This is a genomic window from Allobosea sp. (assembly GCF_030695125.1).
In the GTDB taxonomy this organism is placed as follows: Bacteria; Pseudomonadota; Alphaproteobacteria; order Rhizobiales; family Beijerinckiaceae; genus Allobosea.
The window spans coordinates 86,579-100,954 of the sequence record NZ_JAUYTP010000030.1; the positions used below are offsets into that span (position 1 = coordinate 86,579).

Below are 14,376 nucleotides of genomic sequence, written 5' to 3' on the forward strand. Positions count from 1 at the left end.
GCTGGGTCAACTCGCGCCGCCGCCCGCCTGATACGGGCCGCTTTCGAAAGCAGGATCGTGCGCGTTTTCCATCTCGCCTATCTGATCGCGCTCGGTGCGGGGCTGGGGCTGACCTCGGCGCATTACGCCGTCGCCGGACGGCCCCTGCTCGGCATGGTCGAGATCGGCGCCTGGAAGACCTGGCCACGCAGCGGCGGGCGCGAGATCGACCCCTATCTGCGCGCCTATCTCGCCAGAGGCGTGCATCTGCCGCTGGGCGCGGGCGAAGGCCTGGAACTGATCGCCGAGCATGACGACCAGGGCCGTGCCCTCGACGGGCGCTGCCGCTATCTCCTGAGCGGGCTGGTTCCGACGACCCGTGGCTGGACGCTCAGCGTCACCGACGGCGATGGCCGCGCCTTCCGGCTGCCGCTCGACCGCAGCGGCTTCACCGATGCCGAGGTCCTGCGTGACGAGAGCGGCACACTGCGCATCGCCGCCGCATCCTGGCCGCAGGCCGGCGACTGGCTGCCGCTGCCGACGAGCGGGCGCTTCCAGCTGCGCCTGCGGCTCTACGACACGCCCATCGCCACCCAGGCCGGCGAAACCAGGCCGGAAAGCCTGCCGCGGATCGAGCGGCTGGACTGCCCATGAGCGCCGCCGATCAGGACCTCGCCTCCGGGGCGCGGACCATCGCGTCGAGCGCGACGGCGAGACGGGCGCTGCCGCGCGGCGCACGCTTCGGCGCGGCGGTGAGCCGCCTGCTGCTGGCGACGGCGGCCGGGCTCGTGCTCGCGGGCATCGTCCATATCGTGACGATCCTGCTGATCCCGACCCTGTCCGTCGGCGACGCCGCCCACGCCTATCGCGCGCTCGGCCAGGACGGCCGCGCCGAATTGATCGCGGCGGCCGACGAGCGTGGCCTCCCCCTGCCCCGCGAGGCGGACCCGGCGGTGGTGACGGCCGTTTGCAGCTATGATCTCACGGCCGGGCCGATGCGGGTCATCGCGCGGGCGGGGAGCCTGCCGCTGGGCCTGACCCTTCACCGGAGCGGCGGCGGCGTGGTCTATGCGATCACCGATCGCGCCGCGGTCCGCGGGGTCATCGAATTTGTGGTGATGACCGCCGAGCAGCGCGACGAGCGCATCGCCGGCGACGAAGAGGGCGAGGCCGCCCGCGAATTGCGTATCGTCTCCGACAGCGTCCAGGGGCTGATCGTGGTGCGTGTCCTGATGCGCCTCCCGTCCGACCGGGCCGATGCCGAGGCGCTGGCCGGCGGCGTCGCCTGCGGCCTGGCCGACTGAGCTCTCCTTGACTGAACTTCAGCCCTTGTAGACAGCCGGTGGCTGGGGAGACCCGCCGTCAGCGGGCGTCTGCGCGCCGCCGCCGAAGGCGCCGATCAGCGACATCTTGCACAGAGGCCCGGCTTCCGCCTCGAGCGCCATGATGGCGCGTTCGGCGCGGATCGCCTCGCGCGAGGGCATCTGGACGACGAGATTGGCGAGCGCATAGCGATAGCTCTCGATCCGGAAACCGACGCGCTCGCAGACCCAGAGGATGAGCCCCTCGTTTTCGACGACGCGGGCGAAGGCCGGCTCGATCTGGCTCGGCGCGACCTGTGGCGAACCTTCGGCCGTCCGCATCCGCACCCGGTCGGCCGAGACCACGCGCATCGCATTGGCGCGGAAGGGGCCGATCAGCAGCCGGTCGGCATTGGCGTCCTCCGCCAGGCGCGCATAGCGCGAGGCCTGCGAAGCGTAGGAGCCCGCCGTCAGCGCGCTGAAATAGTCGGAGACCGAGCCTGGCTGCATCTGCGCCGGCAGGACCCTGGCATGCGCGAGGTCGGAGATGCGGGCCTGGAAGACGCTGCGCTCATGGCTGGGCATGATGAAGCGCCAGGCGCGGTCGCGCAGTTGCTCCTCGTCGTCGGTGAAGCGGAAATGCGAGGCGGCCTCGCCGCGGAAGGTGGCCGACCAGAAGCCGGCCTGCGGCGCGATGACCTGGCTGAAGATATCCTGGCGCGGCCGGCCGAGATCGCCCGTGCAGGCCCCCGCGGCGAGGGCGACGACCATTGCGGCCGCCCGCCGCAACCCGGCGCGGTCCAGACCCGCCAGGCGCGACATCACGCCGGCTGCCTGGCGTGCGTCGCCTTCCTGGGGCGTTTCGGGCGGCTCGTCGCAGATGGGGGCTGCACACGCGGCCGGCGCGGCGACGGGGCCTCGGCGACGACGCCCGGGTCCCCCTGCCGCTCGTAGCGAACCCCGGTGAAGAACAGAATCGTCGCCGGCTCCGTCCTGGGAAGGGCGGAGGCTTCGGCGGGTTGCGCCCTGCGGCGGGGCGCAAGCGGGATGACGACGGCCATAATGCGCCTCCATGTCTTGGCGCCTGCGTTTCGGTCGCGGGAGATCGCTCTCCGTCCCGCATCAGGCCCACACATGGTTAACGCCCTCTTAAAGCCTCGGGGATTACGCTGGCCTGCGCCTTAGAATCACAGCCGAGTGTCTCATGCCGTCGCGGATTTCAGCCGAACTCGCCCATCTGGCCCGCCTTGCACGCGATGGCGGGCTCGATCTCAGCCAGGTCTCGCTGCGGGTGAAGGCCGACCTGCTGATGTCGACGCCGCACCCGGCGCCGGACGATCTCGCCGCCTTCGGGGAGATGGCCGCGACGCTGGTGCCCAGCATCGACGAGGCCACGGCCGTGATCCTCGCCCGCAAGATCGCCGGCTGGCGGCATGCGCCGGCGCAGGCCCTGATGGCGCTGCGGGCCCGTGGCGGGGCGGCGCTCGCCGCCCTGATTCATCACGGCCTGCCGCTGACGCCCGCCGAGATGGAGGATTTCGCCGGACACTCGGACATCGCGCTGGCGGCCGCGCTGGCCAGCCGGCCCGACCTCAGCGCCACCGCCATCCTCATTCTGATCGAACGCGCCGACCGCGCGATCGACTTCGCGGTGATGGCCAACATGGCCGCCACCCTGCCCCGGGCCTCGCTCGATCTGCTGCTCTCCCGCGCCCGTGCCGATGCCGGCTATGCGCCGCCGCTGCTGGCGCGCCGCGACCTCGCCAGCAGCGATCTCGCCCCCCTGTTCCTGTTCGCCGGGGCCGATCGGCGCATGGCGATGCTCGATTCGCTGGCGGCGCTGGACTCGCTGGGCCCGGCCGAGCGCCGCCCGCCCGTATCGCGCGAGGCGTTTGCCGATTGGCTCGCCCTGGCGGCCCAGGATCGCGACAGCGCGTTCCTGGCGCTCGCGACCCATCTCGGCGGCGGGCCCACCCTGGCTGCGGCCATCGCCACCGACCATGCGCGCGATCTCGCCGCGCTCAGCCTGGCGGCGGCCGGCGCCAGCGTCGAGGATGCGACGCGCTTCCTGATCAGGCTCGGCGACGAGGCGGCCCATTCGGTCGAGCGGATCTTCGCCGTCGTTGCGCTGATGCGCAGCGTCCGGCCGAGCGTGGCGCTGCGGCTGGTCATGCAGGTCAGCGGCACGCCGATGCCCGCAGCCGCGCGCAGGGGACAGCATCAGCCGGCGATGGACCCGAGCGGCACGCCCGCCCGCACCGGCACCGCCCGCGGCGAGACGGTCGGCACGGCCGGCGACATCCTGCGCAAGCTCGGCCTGAAGCGCGACCAGGGCTGATCGTCCAGGACGAAGCGACGCGCCTATTCGGCGAAGAGGTCGAGTTTGGGGTCGCCCTGGCGGTTCTCGATCTCGACCAGCCAGAGGTCGGAATCGAAGCGCAGTTCGCGCGCGACGCGCTCCTCGACGCTGCCGGGATCGCTGTCGAGGACGAGCTGGAAGCGGCGTACGCCGTCATCCTGCGCCATCGACTGGGGCGCCGGGCCATACAGCGCCGCCGTGCGGTCGAGCCGATCGAGCTTGACGAAGATCGCACCGGCCTCGGCGGCGCCCCGGCGCCGCAGCACGGCCACGAGCCCGTCATGCGCCGCCTGGCGCAGATAGGCCGAAACCCAGAAATCGCTGGTCAGACGCGCCATCGGCGCCGCTTCCTTCGCCGTCTCAGTTTTCCGCGCTGCGGCGCGGCGCGGCCGGCTTCGCCTGGGCGACGCCGCGGATGTCGGCGGGCGGACGCATATCGGCACCGTTGATCAGATCGGCGATCGGATCGCGCGGCGCGGCGGCGCGCGCGGCCGGAGCCGGCGTCGGAGCCGGCGCAGCCGCGGTGCGCGGTACATTCGTGACCGCAGCCGGCGGCCGGGCCACGGTCTCGCGCGCCTGCTGCGACAGATCGACGGGGCGCGAGGGCGGCAACGGCGCCGCGGCCGTGCTCGTCATCGCGGCGGCGGGAGCCACCGCAGCCGGCGGCTCGACACGGCGCTCGGCCTGGCGTTCCGGCTGGCGAGCCGGCGGCGTCTGCGAGGGCGCCGAGACCATCGGCGCGGGGTGGCGCGCCTTCTGCAGGAACAGGGCATTGGCGAGGATGGCGGCCGAAATGCCCGCGAAGACGAGCAGCACGAAGGCCCGGCCGGGGCGGCGCAGGGCGAGTTTCGTCATGCGGCCGAGCCAGCTCGCGCCGCGACGCGGATGGGGCTGGGCGCGCTTGAGCGGCGCAGACAGCGAGACGCTGGAATGGGAGCGGGCGGCGATCGTTGACATGCGAAGGGCTCGTGTTCAGGCGGTCAGACGAAAGGGTATCTTGGTTTCGAAGCCGCGGCGCGGGGCGCGGGCGAAGGTCGCGATCCGGGCGGGCTGGGACGTCTCCGCCGCGCCGGCGACCGGCAGGCGCACGGCGACGCGCGTTCCCACGCCCGGCGCGCTCTCGATGGTGAGGCGTCCGCCATGCAGGCCCACGAGGCCGCGCACCACCGAAAGTCCCAGGCCCGTGCCCTCATAGGCGCGGTCATAGGAGCCCTTGGCCTGGAAGAACGGGTCGCCGAGCCGCGGCAGGTCCGGGGCGGCGATGCCGATGCCGGTGTCGGAAACCGAGAGGTCGATCATGTCGCCGTCGCGGACGATGGCGAGGACGACGCGTCCGCCCGGCGGCGTGAACTTGATGGCGTTGGAGAGCAGGTTGATGATGACCTGCTTCAGCGCCCGGCGGTCGCCCAGCACGGTGGGCAGGTCGGGTCCGACGACGCGCTCCAGATCGATGTCGCCCGCCTGCGCCCGCAGTGCCATCAGCGCCGCGCAGTCGCGCGTCAGCTCTGAGACGTCGAGCGGCTCCTGGTCGATCGTCATCGTGCCGCTCTCGATCTTGGAGATGTCGAGCAGCGTGTTGACGACCTCGAGCAGGTGATGCCCCGAGGCGTGGATGATCTGCGCGTATTCGAGCCGCTTGTCCGCATCGAGCCAGGGCTGGGCCTCGCTCGTCAGCAGTTCGGAGAAGCCGATGATGGCGTTCAACGGCGTGCGCAGCTCATGGCTGACGGTCGCCAGGAAGCGGCCCTTGATGTCGCTCGCCTTGACCGCCTCGGCATGGTCGCGCGCCTGTTCGGCCTCGACGGCGCGCCTGGCGGTGATGTCGCGCATGACGCAGACGACCGCCGCGCTGTCGCCGGGGACGGCGGTCTCGATGCGGTGGGCCTGCATTTCCAGCCAGAGCGAGACCGGCTGCGGCTGGTCGCGCTCGCCGCTGGCCAGAAAGAGCGTGCGGAAACAGGCAGTCGCGGCTCCCGCGCCATGCGCGGCATCGCTCAGGGCCTTCAGGAACAGCGGGCGGTCGGCGACATGCACGCGCTCGAACAGGCCACGGCCGAGCAGGTCGCGCGGCTCGGCACCCGCCAGCGAGCGCGCAGCCTCGTTGGCGAAGACGACGGCGCCGCTGGCATCATGCCAGGTGACGAGGTCGCCGACATGGTCGAGCAGGAGCTGGGCGCGCTGGTCGGAGGCGCGGTGCTCCCGCAACTCCTCACGACGGCGATGCAGGAAGCCGACGGCGACCAGCATCACCTGCAGGACGGCGACCATGACCAGGGTCGGCATCATCTCCCCGGACCAGGCGACCTGCCCGGCGAAGAGGCCGGCATGGTCGAGCGCGACGACGGCCAACAGCGCGACCGCGGCGATGATGCCCGCCCGCACGACATAGGGCCGCGCCCCGAAGAACATCGCTTCGGCGGGGATCGCGGCGAGCCAGAGCAGGAGCGGCGAGGCCGCGCCGCCGGTCAGGCCGGCCAGCGCGCCGATGAAGAGAGCGAGCGCGGCGGCCGAGATGCCATGCGCGATGTCGAGCCGGCCGCTGCGCGACAGCGTCACCACCGCCAGCAGCGGGAGGGCAGCCGCCACGATCACCGCCGCTTCGAGCGCCCCGAGCGTGCCGCGCCAGGCGATGTAGGCCGGGGCGAGGCCGAGCGCGACCGCGCCGACCAGCAGACGCGTCAGGATGAAGCGCTCATGGCGCATGCGTTCCAGCGAACTGGGCAGCACGGATGCGTGCACCATCGCCGCCACCTGTGTCCTGACCGCCTGCATCTTCATGAGCAACGCAACGCCTAACCTTTGCGGACGGTTCGCCCGCTTCATGCCACTGTCGCCATGGCGGTTTAAGCGGGGCTTAAGGCTGCCCCCGGCGGTCCGCCCAGAACGGCTTCGCCGGCGCCCTTTTATCGTTTCATGACAGAGACTTGGGAATCGACACCGGCCCGGGACCGCCGCGCGCCGATGTTGGAAGCAGGGTGAACGGAAGCTGAAGATCGGCCATTGCCTTTGAGGATCGCGAATGACGCGATTTTGTCGGATCCCGGGCTAGTATCGCTTCGGGACGGGGCTGTGAGAGCCTCTTTCGATGTGGGGACCCCGATGGCCTATATCCTGCGGAGCCTGGCGGTGATCGGCGTGATCGCGGCGTACTCGCCCGTGCATGGCGAGCGGGCCGAGGAGCATGGCCCGGTCGCGACGGCGCGCAATCTGGGCCGGGCCGCGGCGACGATCGACGCCCATGGCGCGATGTCGGGCCTGACTGCGGCGCGCGAGGCGGCGCAGATCCTCGCCGGCCTCGACCCCGAAACGCGACAGCGCCTGATGGCGATGACGGCCGCGACCGCCGCTGGTCGTGGCGAGGGGCTCGTAGCTGCGGCCGGCCCCCCGACGCGCTGACACGCCACAGGGCGCCAGGCGGCCCCGCGCTTGACGCCGACGCCCGGCGCGCCGAAGACGCTGTCGCTGCCGGTTTGCGACGCTGGCCTGCAGCATGCCCCGCGGCGGGCCGCACGGACGGAACATGAGCGCCAAACTCGACGAGATCATCGCGAATTTCGACCTGCTCGACGAGTGGGACGACCGCTATCGTTATCTGATCGAACTCGGCAAGAGCCTCGAGCCCTTGCCGGAAGAGGCCCATAACGAGACCAACAAGGTGCGCGGCTGCGCCAGCCAGGTCTGGCTCGACGCGCGCCGCGAGGCCGGGCCGGGGCCCCAGACGCTCCTGCATTTCCGCGGCGACAGCGACGCCCATATCGTGCGCGGGCTGGTGGCGCTGGCGCTGGCGACCTATTCCGGCCGCACCGCGTCCGAGATCCTGGAAACCGACGCCTTCGCGATCTACGAAAAGCTCGGGCTCGCGGCGCATCTGACGCCGCAGCGCTCCAATGGCGTGCGCTCGATGATCGAGCGGATCAAGGCCGACGCGCGCCAGGCCGCTGCCGGCTGACAGCGCGTCTCAGCCCGCCGACGCAGCCATGATCGTCGCCCGGGCGTCGTCCGCCAGCCAGACCTGGTCGCGGCGTCGGCTCGCGGGGGGCGTCACGAGGCCATAATGGGTCGCGAGGCTCTTGAGCGCGAGCCGCAGCACCACCTTGGCGGACCGCGCCGGCCAGCCGCGCTCGCGCTCGACGGAATCGAGCCCCTTCAGGAAGCCGCAGACATCGATCGCCAGGCCCGACAGATCGGGCCCGAGCCGGTCGCAGGCCAACCGGACGCGCTGGCGCGCCGCAAGGGCTGCGTCCGAGGCCGAGGCCGAGCCGCGGCTGCCGGCGCCGCGCCCGTCGGGCGCCAGCGACGCATCCCAGTTCATCGTCATGCGCGGCATCATCCGGGCCAAGGTGAGATCGGCGCGGAACCGCTCGCCGGCTGCGAATTCCTGCGCCGAGATCTGCGGCTGGCCGTCCTTGCCGGGCCGCCGGTGCAACCAGAGCAGTGGGCTCTCCCGCTCGTCCAGCATCACGCTCTGCGCGCGTCCATCGACCATGACCGTGGCCTCGACCACGGACCGTGTGACCCTGCCGACGGGATCGCGCGGGAGCAGACGCCGGGTGCGGCCCTCGCCGGTCCACTGCGCCCCGCCGGATGCGACGAGCGCCTCTGCCGCCTCGATCGGCGCATAGCCCGCACCGAGGCTCGTTCCGCCCTTGCTGCGGTAGAGCGCAAGCCGTCCGCAGCCCAGCGGCGACAGGCAGCCGAAGGCCCCGGGCTGGGCCAGATGGCGCCGCAGCGACGCCGTTGCGGCGTCCGTGCGAGCGGCTTTCTCCCCTGCCCGGCTCATGAGCGGCACTCCCCATGCGTGACGGCTGCGAGCGAACCCGTCAGCGCGAGCAGGCTGGCCTCCAGCGCCGTCAGCGCAAATTCCTGCCGGGGATCATCGCGGCGATCCTCGATCAGCGCGCAGGCATGGCGGACGGTCGTGCGGTCGCGCCCGAAGCAGATGCCGACGCGGGTGAAGGTCAGCCCGAAGGCGACATGAGCGAGATACATCGCCGTCTGACGCGCCCGGGCCGCCGGTGCGCCGCCGCGGTGGCGTGCCCGCAAGGCGCCAATGGACACATGCGAGGTCGCAGCTACAGCGATTTCGGCGAGCCTCGCCAAGGCGGCACAGTCCAGCGGATCGGCGCCGTCGAGATGACGTATGTTCATGTCTTGTTCCTTCAGCGCTACGCCGGTCGCGGCGTCGTGGCGCTATGTGATCATGAAAATATTCCTATATCAAGTGCGAGCGTCTGGCGCCGCATCTATCCCCGCCGCGGCACCGGGCAGCCCATGGAAAAAGGCCGCCGGAATGCCGGCGGCCTTTGTGAAATCCAGAGTGATCGCAAGGATCTCAGCGGCGCTTGCGGCGCTGCTGGCCCAGGCCCATCTTCTTGGCGAGCTGCGAGCGCGCCTCGGCGTAATTGGGCGCCACCATCGGATAATCCGGCGGCAGACCCCACTTCTCGCGGTACTGCTCGGGCGACATGTTGTACTGCGTGCGCAGATGGCGCTTCAGCGATTTGAACTTCTTGCCGTCCTCGAGGCAGATCAGATAGTCGGCCGTGATCGACTTCTTGACCGGAATCGCCGGCTTGGGCGCCTCGGCCGGCATCACCGGAGCGGCGCCGCTGACGACACGGCCCAGCGCGGCGTGAACATCACTGATCAGCGCAGGCAAATCGGACGCGGGAACCGAGTTGTTCGAAACATAAGCGGACACGATATCCGCCGTCAGCTCGATGAAATCCGATTCGTCATTGTCAGCCATGTTGGCATCACTCCCTGAGATAGTCCGTGAGAATCGACGATTACAGCCGGCACTATCTGCATAGATGCCTGACGCGGCCCTGATCAACGGCATCCGAACACTACCGACTCGGACGCATCAACTGCGAACCATTGCAGACGATGTAATCGAAGGCCTACATCGCTGCAAGTGATGGAGATGCTGCGAATACGATTATCCTCTGCGATTGTTTCCGTCTGTTCCAGATGTTCATGGCAACAGGCTGCGTCGCTTGGCTGCCTCCGGCCCGGGCGCCGCGGTCTTGCCAGTTGCAGGGCTGCTCTCTACCTGTCTGGGTCCAAGCTTGGTGGGGATGTCGTCGATGCGCTCAAACTCCGTTTCCGGCGCCAGGACGCGGCCACCGCGCAAGGCCACCGCGCCGCGCGCCGAGATTCGCACCAAGACGACCCATGTTCACAACGTCACCCTGCAAGACGATTATGACTGGCTGCGGGCCGCGAACTGGAAAGAGGTGCTGCGCGAACCTGCGGCGCTGCCCGCCGACATCCGCCGCCATCTCGATGCCGAGAACGCCTATGCGAAGGCGCTGCTGGTCCCGACGCGCGCCCTGCAGCGCGATCTCGTCAAGGAGATGCGCGGCCGCATCAAGGAAGACGATGCGAGCGTGCCGCAGCCGGACGGGCCGTTCCTGTATTATGCGCGCTACCGCAGGGGCGGCGAACACCCGCTGATCTGCCGCAAGCCGCGACCGGGGACGACGGCGCCGGGCGCGGACACGAGCAAGGGCAAGGCCCGCGAGACGGTGATGCTCGACGCCGACGCGCTCTCCGACGGCAAGGAGTTCTTCGACCTCGGCGACACCGCCCACAGCCCCGACCATCGCCTTCTCGCCTGGAGCGCCGACGAGGCCGGCTCCGAGCTCTACACGATCCGCGTGCGCGATCTGGCGACCGGCGCGGATGGGCCCGACGCCATCCCCGACACGACCGGCGACATCGTCTGGGCGGCCGACAGCCAGTCGTTCTTTTATGTCGGCGTCGACGCCGACCACCGGCCGTCCAAGGTGCTGCGCCATCGTCTCGGCGAGCGCCCCGACGAGGACACGCTGCTGCACGAGGAGGCGGACGCCGGCATGTTCGTCGATATCGACGAGACCCAGTCGGGCCGCTTCCTGCTGATCTCGATCAACGACCATGAAACCTCGGAGATCCGGCTCGTCGATCTGGAAGCGCCTGATTCGCGCCCCGTCATCGTGGCGGCGCGCGCGGTGGGTCTCGAATACGAGGTCGAGCATCATGGCGACGATCTGCTGATCCTGACCAATGCCGACGGCGCCGAGGACTTCAAGATCGCCGCCGCGCCGGTGGCCGACCCGTCGCCCGCCAACTGGCGCGACCTGATCGCGCATCAACCCGGCCGGCTGATCCTGAGCCATCTCTGCCTGAAGGGACGCCTGATCCGGCTGGAGCGCGAGGACGGCCTGCCGCGCATCGTCATCCGCGATCTGGCGACGGGCGCAGAAAGCCGCATCGCCTTCGCCGAGGAAGCCTATGGGCTGGGGATGGATGCGGGCTACGAGTTCGACACCGACACCTTGCGCTTTATCTACGCCTCGATGGCACGCCCGGCCGAAACCTATGATTACAATATGGCGACGGGCGAGCGCGTGCTGCTGAAGCGGCAGGAGGTGCCCTCGGGCCATGATCCGGACTCCTACCGGGTCCGCCGCATCTTCGCCACCGCTGGGGATGGCGAGCAGGTTCCGATCTCGATCCTACACCGCGCCGACACGCCCCTCGACGGCTCGGCGCCCTGCCTGCTCTATGGCTATGGCTCCTATGGCTCGGCGATGTCGGCCTCGTTCCGGACGCGCCCGCTCAGCCTGGTCGATCGCGGCTTCGTCTACGCCATCGCCCATGTCCGCGGCGGCACCGACAAGGGCCGGCGCTGGTATCTCGACGGCAAGCGCGACAAGAAGACCAACACCTTCACCGATTTCATCGCGGCGGCCGAGACGCTGGCCGAGGCCGGCTTCACCGCGCGCGGCCGCATCGTCGCGGAGGGCGGCAGCGCCGGCGGCATGCTGATGGGGGCGGTGGCCAACATGGCCCCCCACCTCTTCGCCGGCATCGTCGCGGAGGTGCCCTTCGTCGACGTGCTCAACACGATCCTCGACGACACCCTGCCGCTGACGCCGCCGGAATGGCCGGAATGGGGCGACCCGATCCGCGACATCGACGCCTTCGAGACGATCCGCAGCTATTCGCCCTATGACAACATCAAGGCTCAGGCCTATCCGCCGATCCTGGCCATGGCCGGGCTGACCGATCCGCGCGTGACCTATTGGGAACCGGCGAAATGGGTGGCGCGCCTGCGCGCCACGATGACCGGCGGCGGGCCGGTGCTGCTGCACACCAATATGGGGGCCGGCCATGGCGGCGCGGCCGGCCGCTTCGACTCGCTGAAGGAGACGGCGCTCGCCTATGCCTTCGCCATCCAGGCGGTCGGCGAAGGCTGGCCGGAGGCCGGCAAGGACTAACCGAGCGGTCAGGTGCCGAGCCGGCTCTTCTCGCTGGCGAGGTAGATCTTGAGCTCGTCCATAGAGCCGAAGCTGTAATCGCCATCGGGCGTGCGGGCCTGGATCGAGCCATCGGCGAAGATGGTGAAATGCGCTTCACCGACCTGATAGGCGCCGACGATGCCCTCGTCGGAAGCGGCCGGGGCGTCGTCGATGGCGGGAGCCTCGATGGCGGGAGAGTCGGGCGCGACAGATTCGGGCGCGGGAGCCTCGAACGCGAACGTCTCAGGCGCCGCCGGCTCGGATATCGGCTCGTCCGGCCTGGGGGCCTCCACCTCCGGCACCGGCCGAACCGCGCCCAAATCCGGGGCGCCCCCCCGCAGATCTCGCGGCTGGGAAAGCCAGGACGGCACGCTGCGATCGGCGGCGTCGAGCACCGGCCAGGACGGAGAGGCCGGAGAGGACGGCCGCTCCGGCTCCGGGGAAAGGGGCATCGGCGCCATGTCCGGGCGGCCCGACGATTCGTCGAACCAGGGGGCCTTGCGCGTCTCAGGCGTCTGCATCCAGCTCGCCGCCGCAGCCAGATCGTCGGCCTGCTCGGCCGCGGACGGCTCAACGGCCCTGTCCAGGGTCTCGGGCGTTGCAAGAGACGGCTCGGCTCGCCCCTCGATCACAGCGGGGCCGAGGCCCAGACCGGCCAGGCTTTCGCGCAGCCGGCCGAACTCGTCGTCCTCGCTCGGGGACGGGGGTGGGCGGTCGAACGACAAGGGATCGTCGATGTCGGCGGGGCCCGGCAGCGCCGGCGGCAGCTCGGTCGCCGCGTCCGCCGACGGCTCATCGACGGGCTCCGGCTGCGGCGAGGCCTCGAGGGGCGTCGCGATCTCGGCTTCGACGATGCGCAGGGGCGGCCAGTCAAACGCCCTGTCGACATCGGCGATCAGCGCGGAATCGGACAGTTGCGGGGGATCCACCGGCCGGTCCGGCTCGGCCGCCTCGGGCGCATCGACTGCGGCCGCGCGCGCATCCGGTTGCGCGACAACCTCGGGCTCGGCGGCAGGGGCGAAGGACCGTTCGAGATAGGCGTCGAAGAGATCGGGCGCCTCGGCCTTGATGTCGAGAGACGGGGCTTCGGGTGCTCCCTCGGCGCGGGCTTCAGGCGTCGGAGCCGCCGAAGCCTGCGACGCAGCCAGCGCCGCCCCCACACCGGCGAGGGACGCAGCGGCAGGCAGGCCGGCCGGCGGCCTTGCGTCGCTGCCGTCGGGGCCCGTCTCGCTTCGTGGCGCAGCCGTCTCCGCCACAGGGCCGCCCGCCATGGAGGCCATGGAGATCGCCACGGCGGCGCCCGACAGCGTGGCCTTCAGCCGCCTGATCTCGAGCAGCACCCGCGAGAGCGCCAGCATGACCACGCCCGCCACCGCCACCACCGTGCCGATGATGACCTGCGTGAAGCCCCGCTCGAGCACCATATAGGGCGCGCCATCGACGATGGCCGCAACGCCGCCGCCGAGGAAGCCCAGCCCGAGCACGATGAAAATGATGATCAATGACGTGTCCTTGGCAACCGGCTCGAAGGCCCTTCAGGCAATCCGCCGACCGACCTGAAGCGGCCGACCCCTTCTGCCATCATCTAACGTATTGAATAAGAGAGAGTTTCGAATTCGGTTCCGCTAGAGGCGAGGATTTGGGCGGCAGTGAGGCGCATTCTTTGCTGCAACATGCGTCTTCCGCCGGCGCGGCGGTTGCCGGGGGGCCGGTGGAGGCTTAACTAACGAGGCGAATGGCGGGCGCTCCCTGCGGGCCCACCCGGCCCAGGCCGCCCGGCGGCAAGCCATTCTCGATTCATGCGATTTTGCCAGCCCAAGGAGAGGCCCCGATGACCTTCACCCTTCCCGACCTGCCCTACGCCCATGATGCGCTGCAGCCCTTCATGTCGAAGGAAACGCTGGAGTTCCACCACGACAAGCACCATCTCGCCTACGTCACCAACGGCAACAACGCGATCAAGGGCACGGAATTCGAGGGCAAGTCGCTCGAGGAGATCGTCAAGACCTCGCACGGCAAGAACGCCCCCGTGTTCAACAATGCGGGCCAGCACTACAACCACCTTCACTTCTGGAAGTGGATGAAGCCCAATGGCGGCGGCGCCATTCCGGGCGCGCTGGAAAAGGCGATCGTCGACTCCTTCGGTTCGGTCGAGAAGATGAAGGAAGATTTCGTCGCCGCCGGCGTCGGCCAGTTCGGCTCGGGCTGGGCCTGGCTTGAGGTCAAGGGCGGCAAGATCGCCGTCTCCAAGACCCCCAATGGCGAGAGCCCGCTGGTCAACGGCGCCTCCCCCATCCTCGGCTGCGACGTCTGGGAGCACTCCTACTACATCGATTACCGCAACCGCCGCCCCGACTATCTCAAGGCCTTCCTCGAGAGCCTGGTGAACTGGGAGTATGTGGCCGAGATGTACGACGCCGCCGCCAAGGCCTGAGCCTTCGCAGTCGAC

The 14,376-nt window shown here is 70.1% G+C and carries 15 protein-coding genes; 7 read left to right on the plus strand and 8 right to left on the minus strand.

The window, feature by feature from the left end:
- The first annotated feature begins 57 nt into the window (after positions 1-57).
- Entirely contained in the window at positions 58-633 is a 576-nt protein-coding gene (locus Q8S38_RS11620; protein ID WP_305680590.1) for a DUF1214 domain-containing protein, read from the plus strand.
- Positions 630-1,283 carry a DUF1254 domain-containing protein gene (locus Q8S38_RS11625; protein ID WP_305680591.1) on the plus strand — a complete coding sequence of 218 codons (654 nt, stop codon included), beginning with the start codon at positions 630-632 and terminating at the stop codon, positions 1,281-1,283. The genes Q8S38_RS11620 and Q8S38_RS11625 overlap by 4 nt, the downstream gene beginning before the upstream one ends.
- A gap of 18 nt (positions 1,284-1,301) precedes the next feature.
- Here Q8S38_RS11625 and Q8S38_RS11630 read toward each other — a convergent pair whose 3' ends face one another.
- Positions 1,302-2,105 carry a hypothetical protein gene (locus Q8S38_RS11630; RefSeq protein ID WP_305680592.1) on the minus strand — a complete coding sequence of 268 codons (804 nt, stop codon included), beginning with the start codon at positions 2,103-2,105 and terminating at the stop codon, positions 1,302-1,304.
- Positions 2,106-2,484: 379 nt separating this feature from the next.
- Here Q8S38_RS11630 and Q8S38_RS11635 point away from each other — a divergent pair, with 379 nt between their 5' ends.
- A complete protein-coding gene (locus Q8S38_RS11635) occupies positions 2,485-3,618 on the plus strand; it encodes a hypothetical protein (RefSeq protein WP_305680593.1) in 1,134 nt (377 codons plus the stop codon).
- Between the two features lie 23 nt (positions 3,619-3,641).
- On the opposite strand, the gene Q8S38_RS11640 is transcribed toward Q8S38_RS11635, so the two are convergent.
- The 3 genes from Q8S38_RS11640 to Q8S38_RS11650 are packed head-to-tail and all read right to left on the minus strand — an operon-like array spanning position 3,642 to position 6,381.
- Positions 3,642-3,977: a DUF1491 family protein gene (locus Q8S38_RS11640; RefSeq protein WP_305680594.1), complete on the minus strand. Its 336-nt coding sequence runs from the start codon at positions 3,975-3,977 to the stop codon at positions 3,642-3,644.
- Between the two features lie 22 nt (positions 3,978-3,999).
- Positions 4,000-4,596: a hypothetical protein gene (locus tag Q8S38_RS11645; RefSeq protein WP_305680595.1), complete on the minus strand. Its 597-nt coding sequence runs from the start codon at positions 4,594-4,596 to the stop codon at positions 4,000-4,002.
- A gap of 15 nt (positions 4,597-4,611) precedes the next feature.
- Positions 4,612-6,381, minus strand: a complete 1,770-nt coding sequence (locus tag Q8S38_RS11650) for a sensor histidine kinase (protein WP_305680596.1) — start codon at positions 6,379-6,381, stop codon at positions 4,612-4,614.
- Between the two features lie 357 nt (positions 6,382-6,738).
- Between Q8S38_RS11650 and Q8S38_RS11655 the strand changes: the two genes are divergently transcribed.
- Positions 6,739-7,035 carry a hypothetical protein gene (locus Q8S38_RS11655; RefSeq protein WP_305680597.1) on the plus strand — a complete coding sequence of 99 codons (297 nt, stop codon included), beginning with the start codon at positions 6,739-6,741 and terminating at the stop codon, positions 7,033-7,035.
- A gap of 124 nt (positions 7,036-7,159) precedes the next feature.
- A complete protein-coding gene (locus Q8S38_RS11660; protein ID WP_305680598.1) occupies positions 7,160-7,588 on the plus strand; it encodes a SufE family protein in 429 nt (142 codons plus the stop codon).
- Positions 7,589-7,597: 9 nt separating this feature from the next.
- Here Q8S38_RS11660 and Q8S38_RS11665 read toward each other — a convergent pair whose 3' ends face one another.
- The 3 genes from Q8S38_RS11665 to Q8S38_RS11675 form a co-directional block, all read right to left on the minus strand.
- A complete protein-coding gene (locus Q8S38_RS11665; RefSeq protein ID WP_305680599.1) occupies positions 7,598-8,419 on the minus strand; it encodes a DUF6456 domain-containing protein in 822 nt (273 codons plus the stop codon).
- Positions 8,416-8,787, minus strand: a complete 372-nt coding sequence (locus Q8S38_RS11670) for a helix-turn-helix domain-containing protein (RefSeq protein WP_305680600.1) — start codon at positions 8,785-8,787, stop codon at positions 8,416-8,418. The genes Q8S38_RS11665 and Q8S38_RS11670 overlap by 4 nt, the downstream gene beginning before the upstream one ends.
- Before the next feature lie 184 nt (positions 8,788-8,971).
- Complete coding sequence (locus Q8S38_RS11675) at positions 8,972-9,388, minus strand: Ros/MucR family transcriptional regulator (protein WP_305680601.1); 417 nt, start codon at positions 9,386-9,388, stop codon at positions 8,972-8,974.
- Between the two features lie 340 nt (positions 9,389-9,728).
- Between Q8S38_RS11675 and Q8S38_RS11680 the strand changes: the two genes are divergently transcribed.
- The gene (locus Q8S38_RS11680) at positions 9,729-11,906 is read left to right on the plus strand and encodes a S9 family peptidase (protein WP_305680602.1); all 2,178 of its coding nucleotides are present in this window, start codon (positions 9,729-9,731) and stop codon (positions 11,904-11,906) included.
- 8 nt (positions 11,907-11,914) lie between these two features.
- On the opposite strand, the gene Q8S38_RS11685 is transcribed toward Q8S38_RS11680, so the two are convergent.
- Positions 11,915-13,429, minus strand: a complete 1,515-nt coding sequence (locus tag Q8S38_RS11685; protein ID WP_305680603.1) for a hypothetical protein — start codon at positions 13,427-13,429, stop codon at positions 11,915-11,917.
- Between the two features lie 329 nt (positions 13,430-13,758).
- Between Q8S38_RS11685 and Q8S38_RS11690 the strand changes: the two genes are divergently transcribed.
- Positions 13,759-14,361 (plus strand): superoxide dismutase, encoded by a 603-nt coding sequence (locus Q8S38_RS11690; RefSeq protein WP_305680604.1) that lies wholly within the window; start codon positions 13,759-13,761, stop codon positions 14,359-14,361.
- The last annotated feature ends 15 nt before the right edge of the window (positions 14,362-14,376 follow it).

Coding starts and splice junctions, on each gene's coding strand:
- Q8S38_RS11625 (WP_305680591.1), top strand. CDS start 630: ATGAGCGCCGCCGATCAGGACCTCGCCTCCGGGGCGCGGACCATCGCG.
- Q8S38_RS11635 (WP_305680593.1), top strand. CDS start 2,485: ATGCCGTCGCGGATTTCAGCCGAACTCGCCCATCTGGCCCGCCTTGCA.
- Q8S38_RS11640 (WP_305680594.1), bottom strand. CDS start 3,977: ATGGCGCGTCTGACCAGCGATTTCTGGGTTTCGGCCTATCTGCGCCAG.
- Q8S38_RS11645 (WP_305680595.1), bottom strand. CDS start 4,596: ATGTCAACGATCGCCGCCCGCTCCCATTCCAGCGTCTCGCTGTCTGCG.
- Q8S38_RS11650 (WP_305680596.1), bottom strand. CDS start 6,381: ATGGTGCACGCATCCGTGCTGCCCAGTTCGCTGGAACGCATGCGCCAT.
- Q8S38_RS11655 (WP_305680597.1), top strand. CDS start 6,739: ATGGCCTATATCCTGCGGAGCCTGGCGGTGATCGGCGTGATCGCGGCG.
- Q8S38_RS11660 (WP_305680598.1), top strand. CDS start 7,160: ATGAGCGCCAAACTCGACGAGATCATCGCGAATTTCGACCTGCTCGAC.
- Q8S38_RS11665 (WP_305680599.1), bottom strand. CDS start 8,419: ATGAGCCGGGCAGGGGAGAAAGCCGCTCGCACGGACGCCGCAACGGCG.
- Q8S38_RS11670 (WP_305680600.1), bottom strand. CDS start 8,787: ATGAACATACGTCATCTCGACGGCGCCGATCCGCTGGACTGTGCCGCC.
- Q8S38_RS11675 (WP_305680601.1), bottom strand. CDS start 9,388: ATGGCTGACAATGACGAATCGGATTTCATCGAGCTGACGGCGGATATC.
- Q8S38_RS11680 (WP_305680602.1), top strand. CDS start 9,729: ATGCGCTCAAACTCCGTTTCCGGCGCCAGGACGCGGCCACCGCGCAAG.
- Q8S38_RS11690 (WP_305680604.1), top strand. CDS start 13,759: ATGACCTTCACCCTTCCCGACCTGCCCTACGCCCATGATGCGCTGCAG.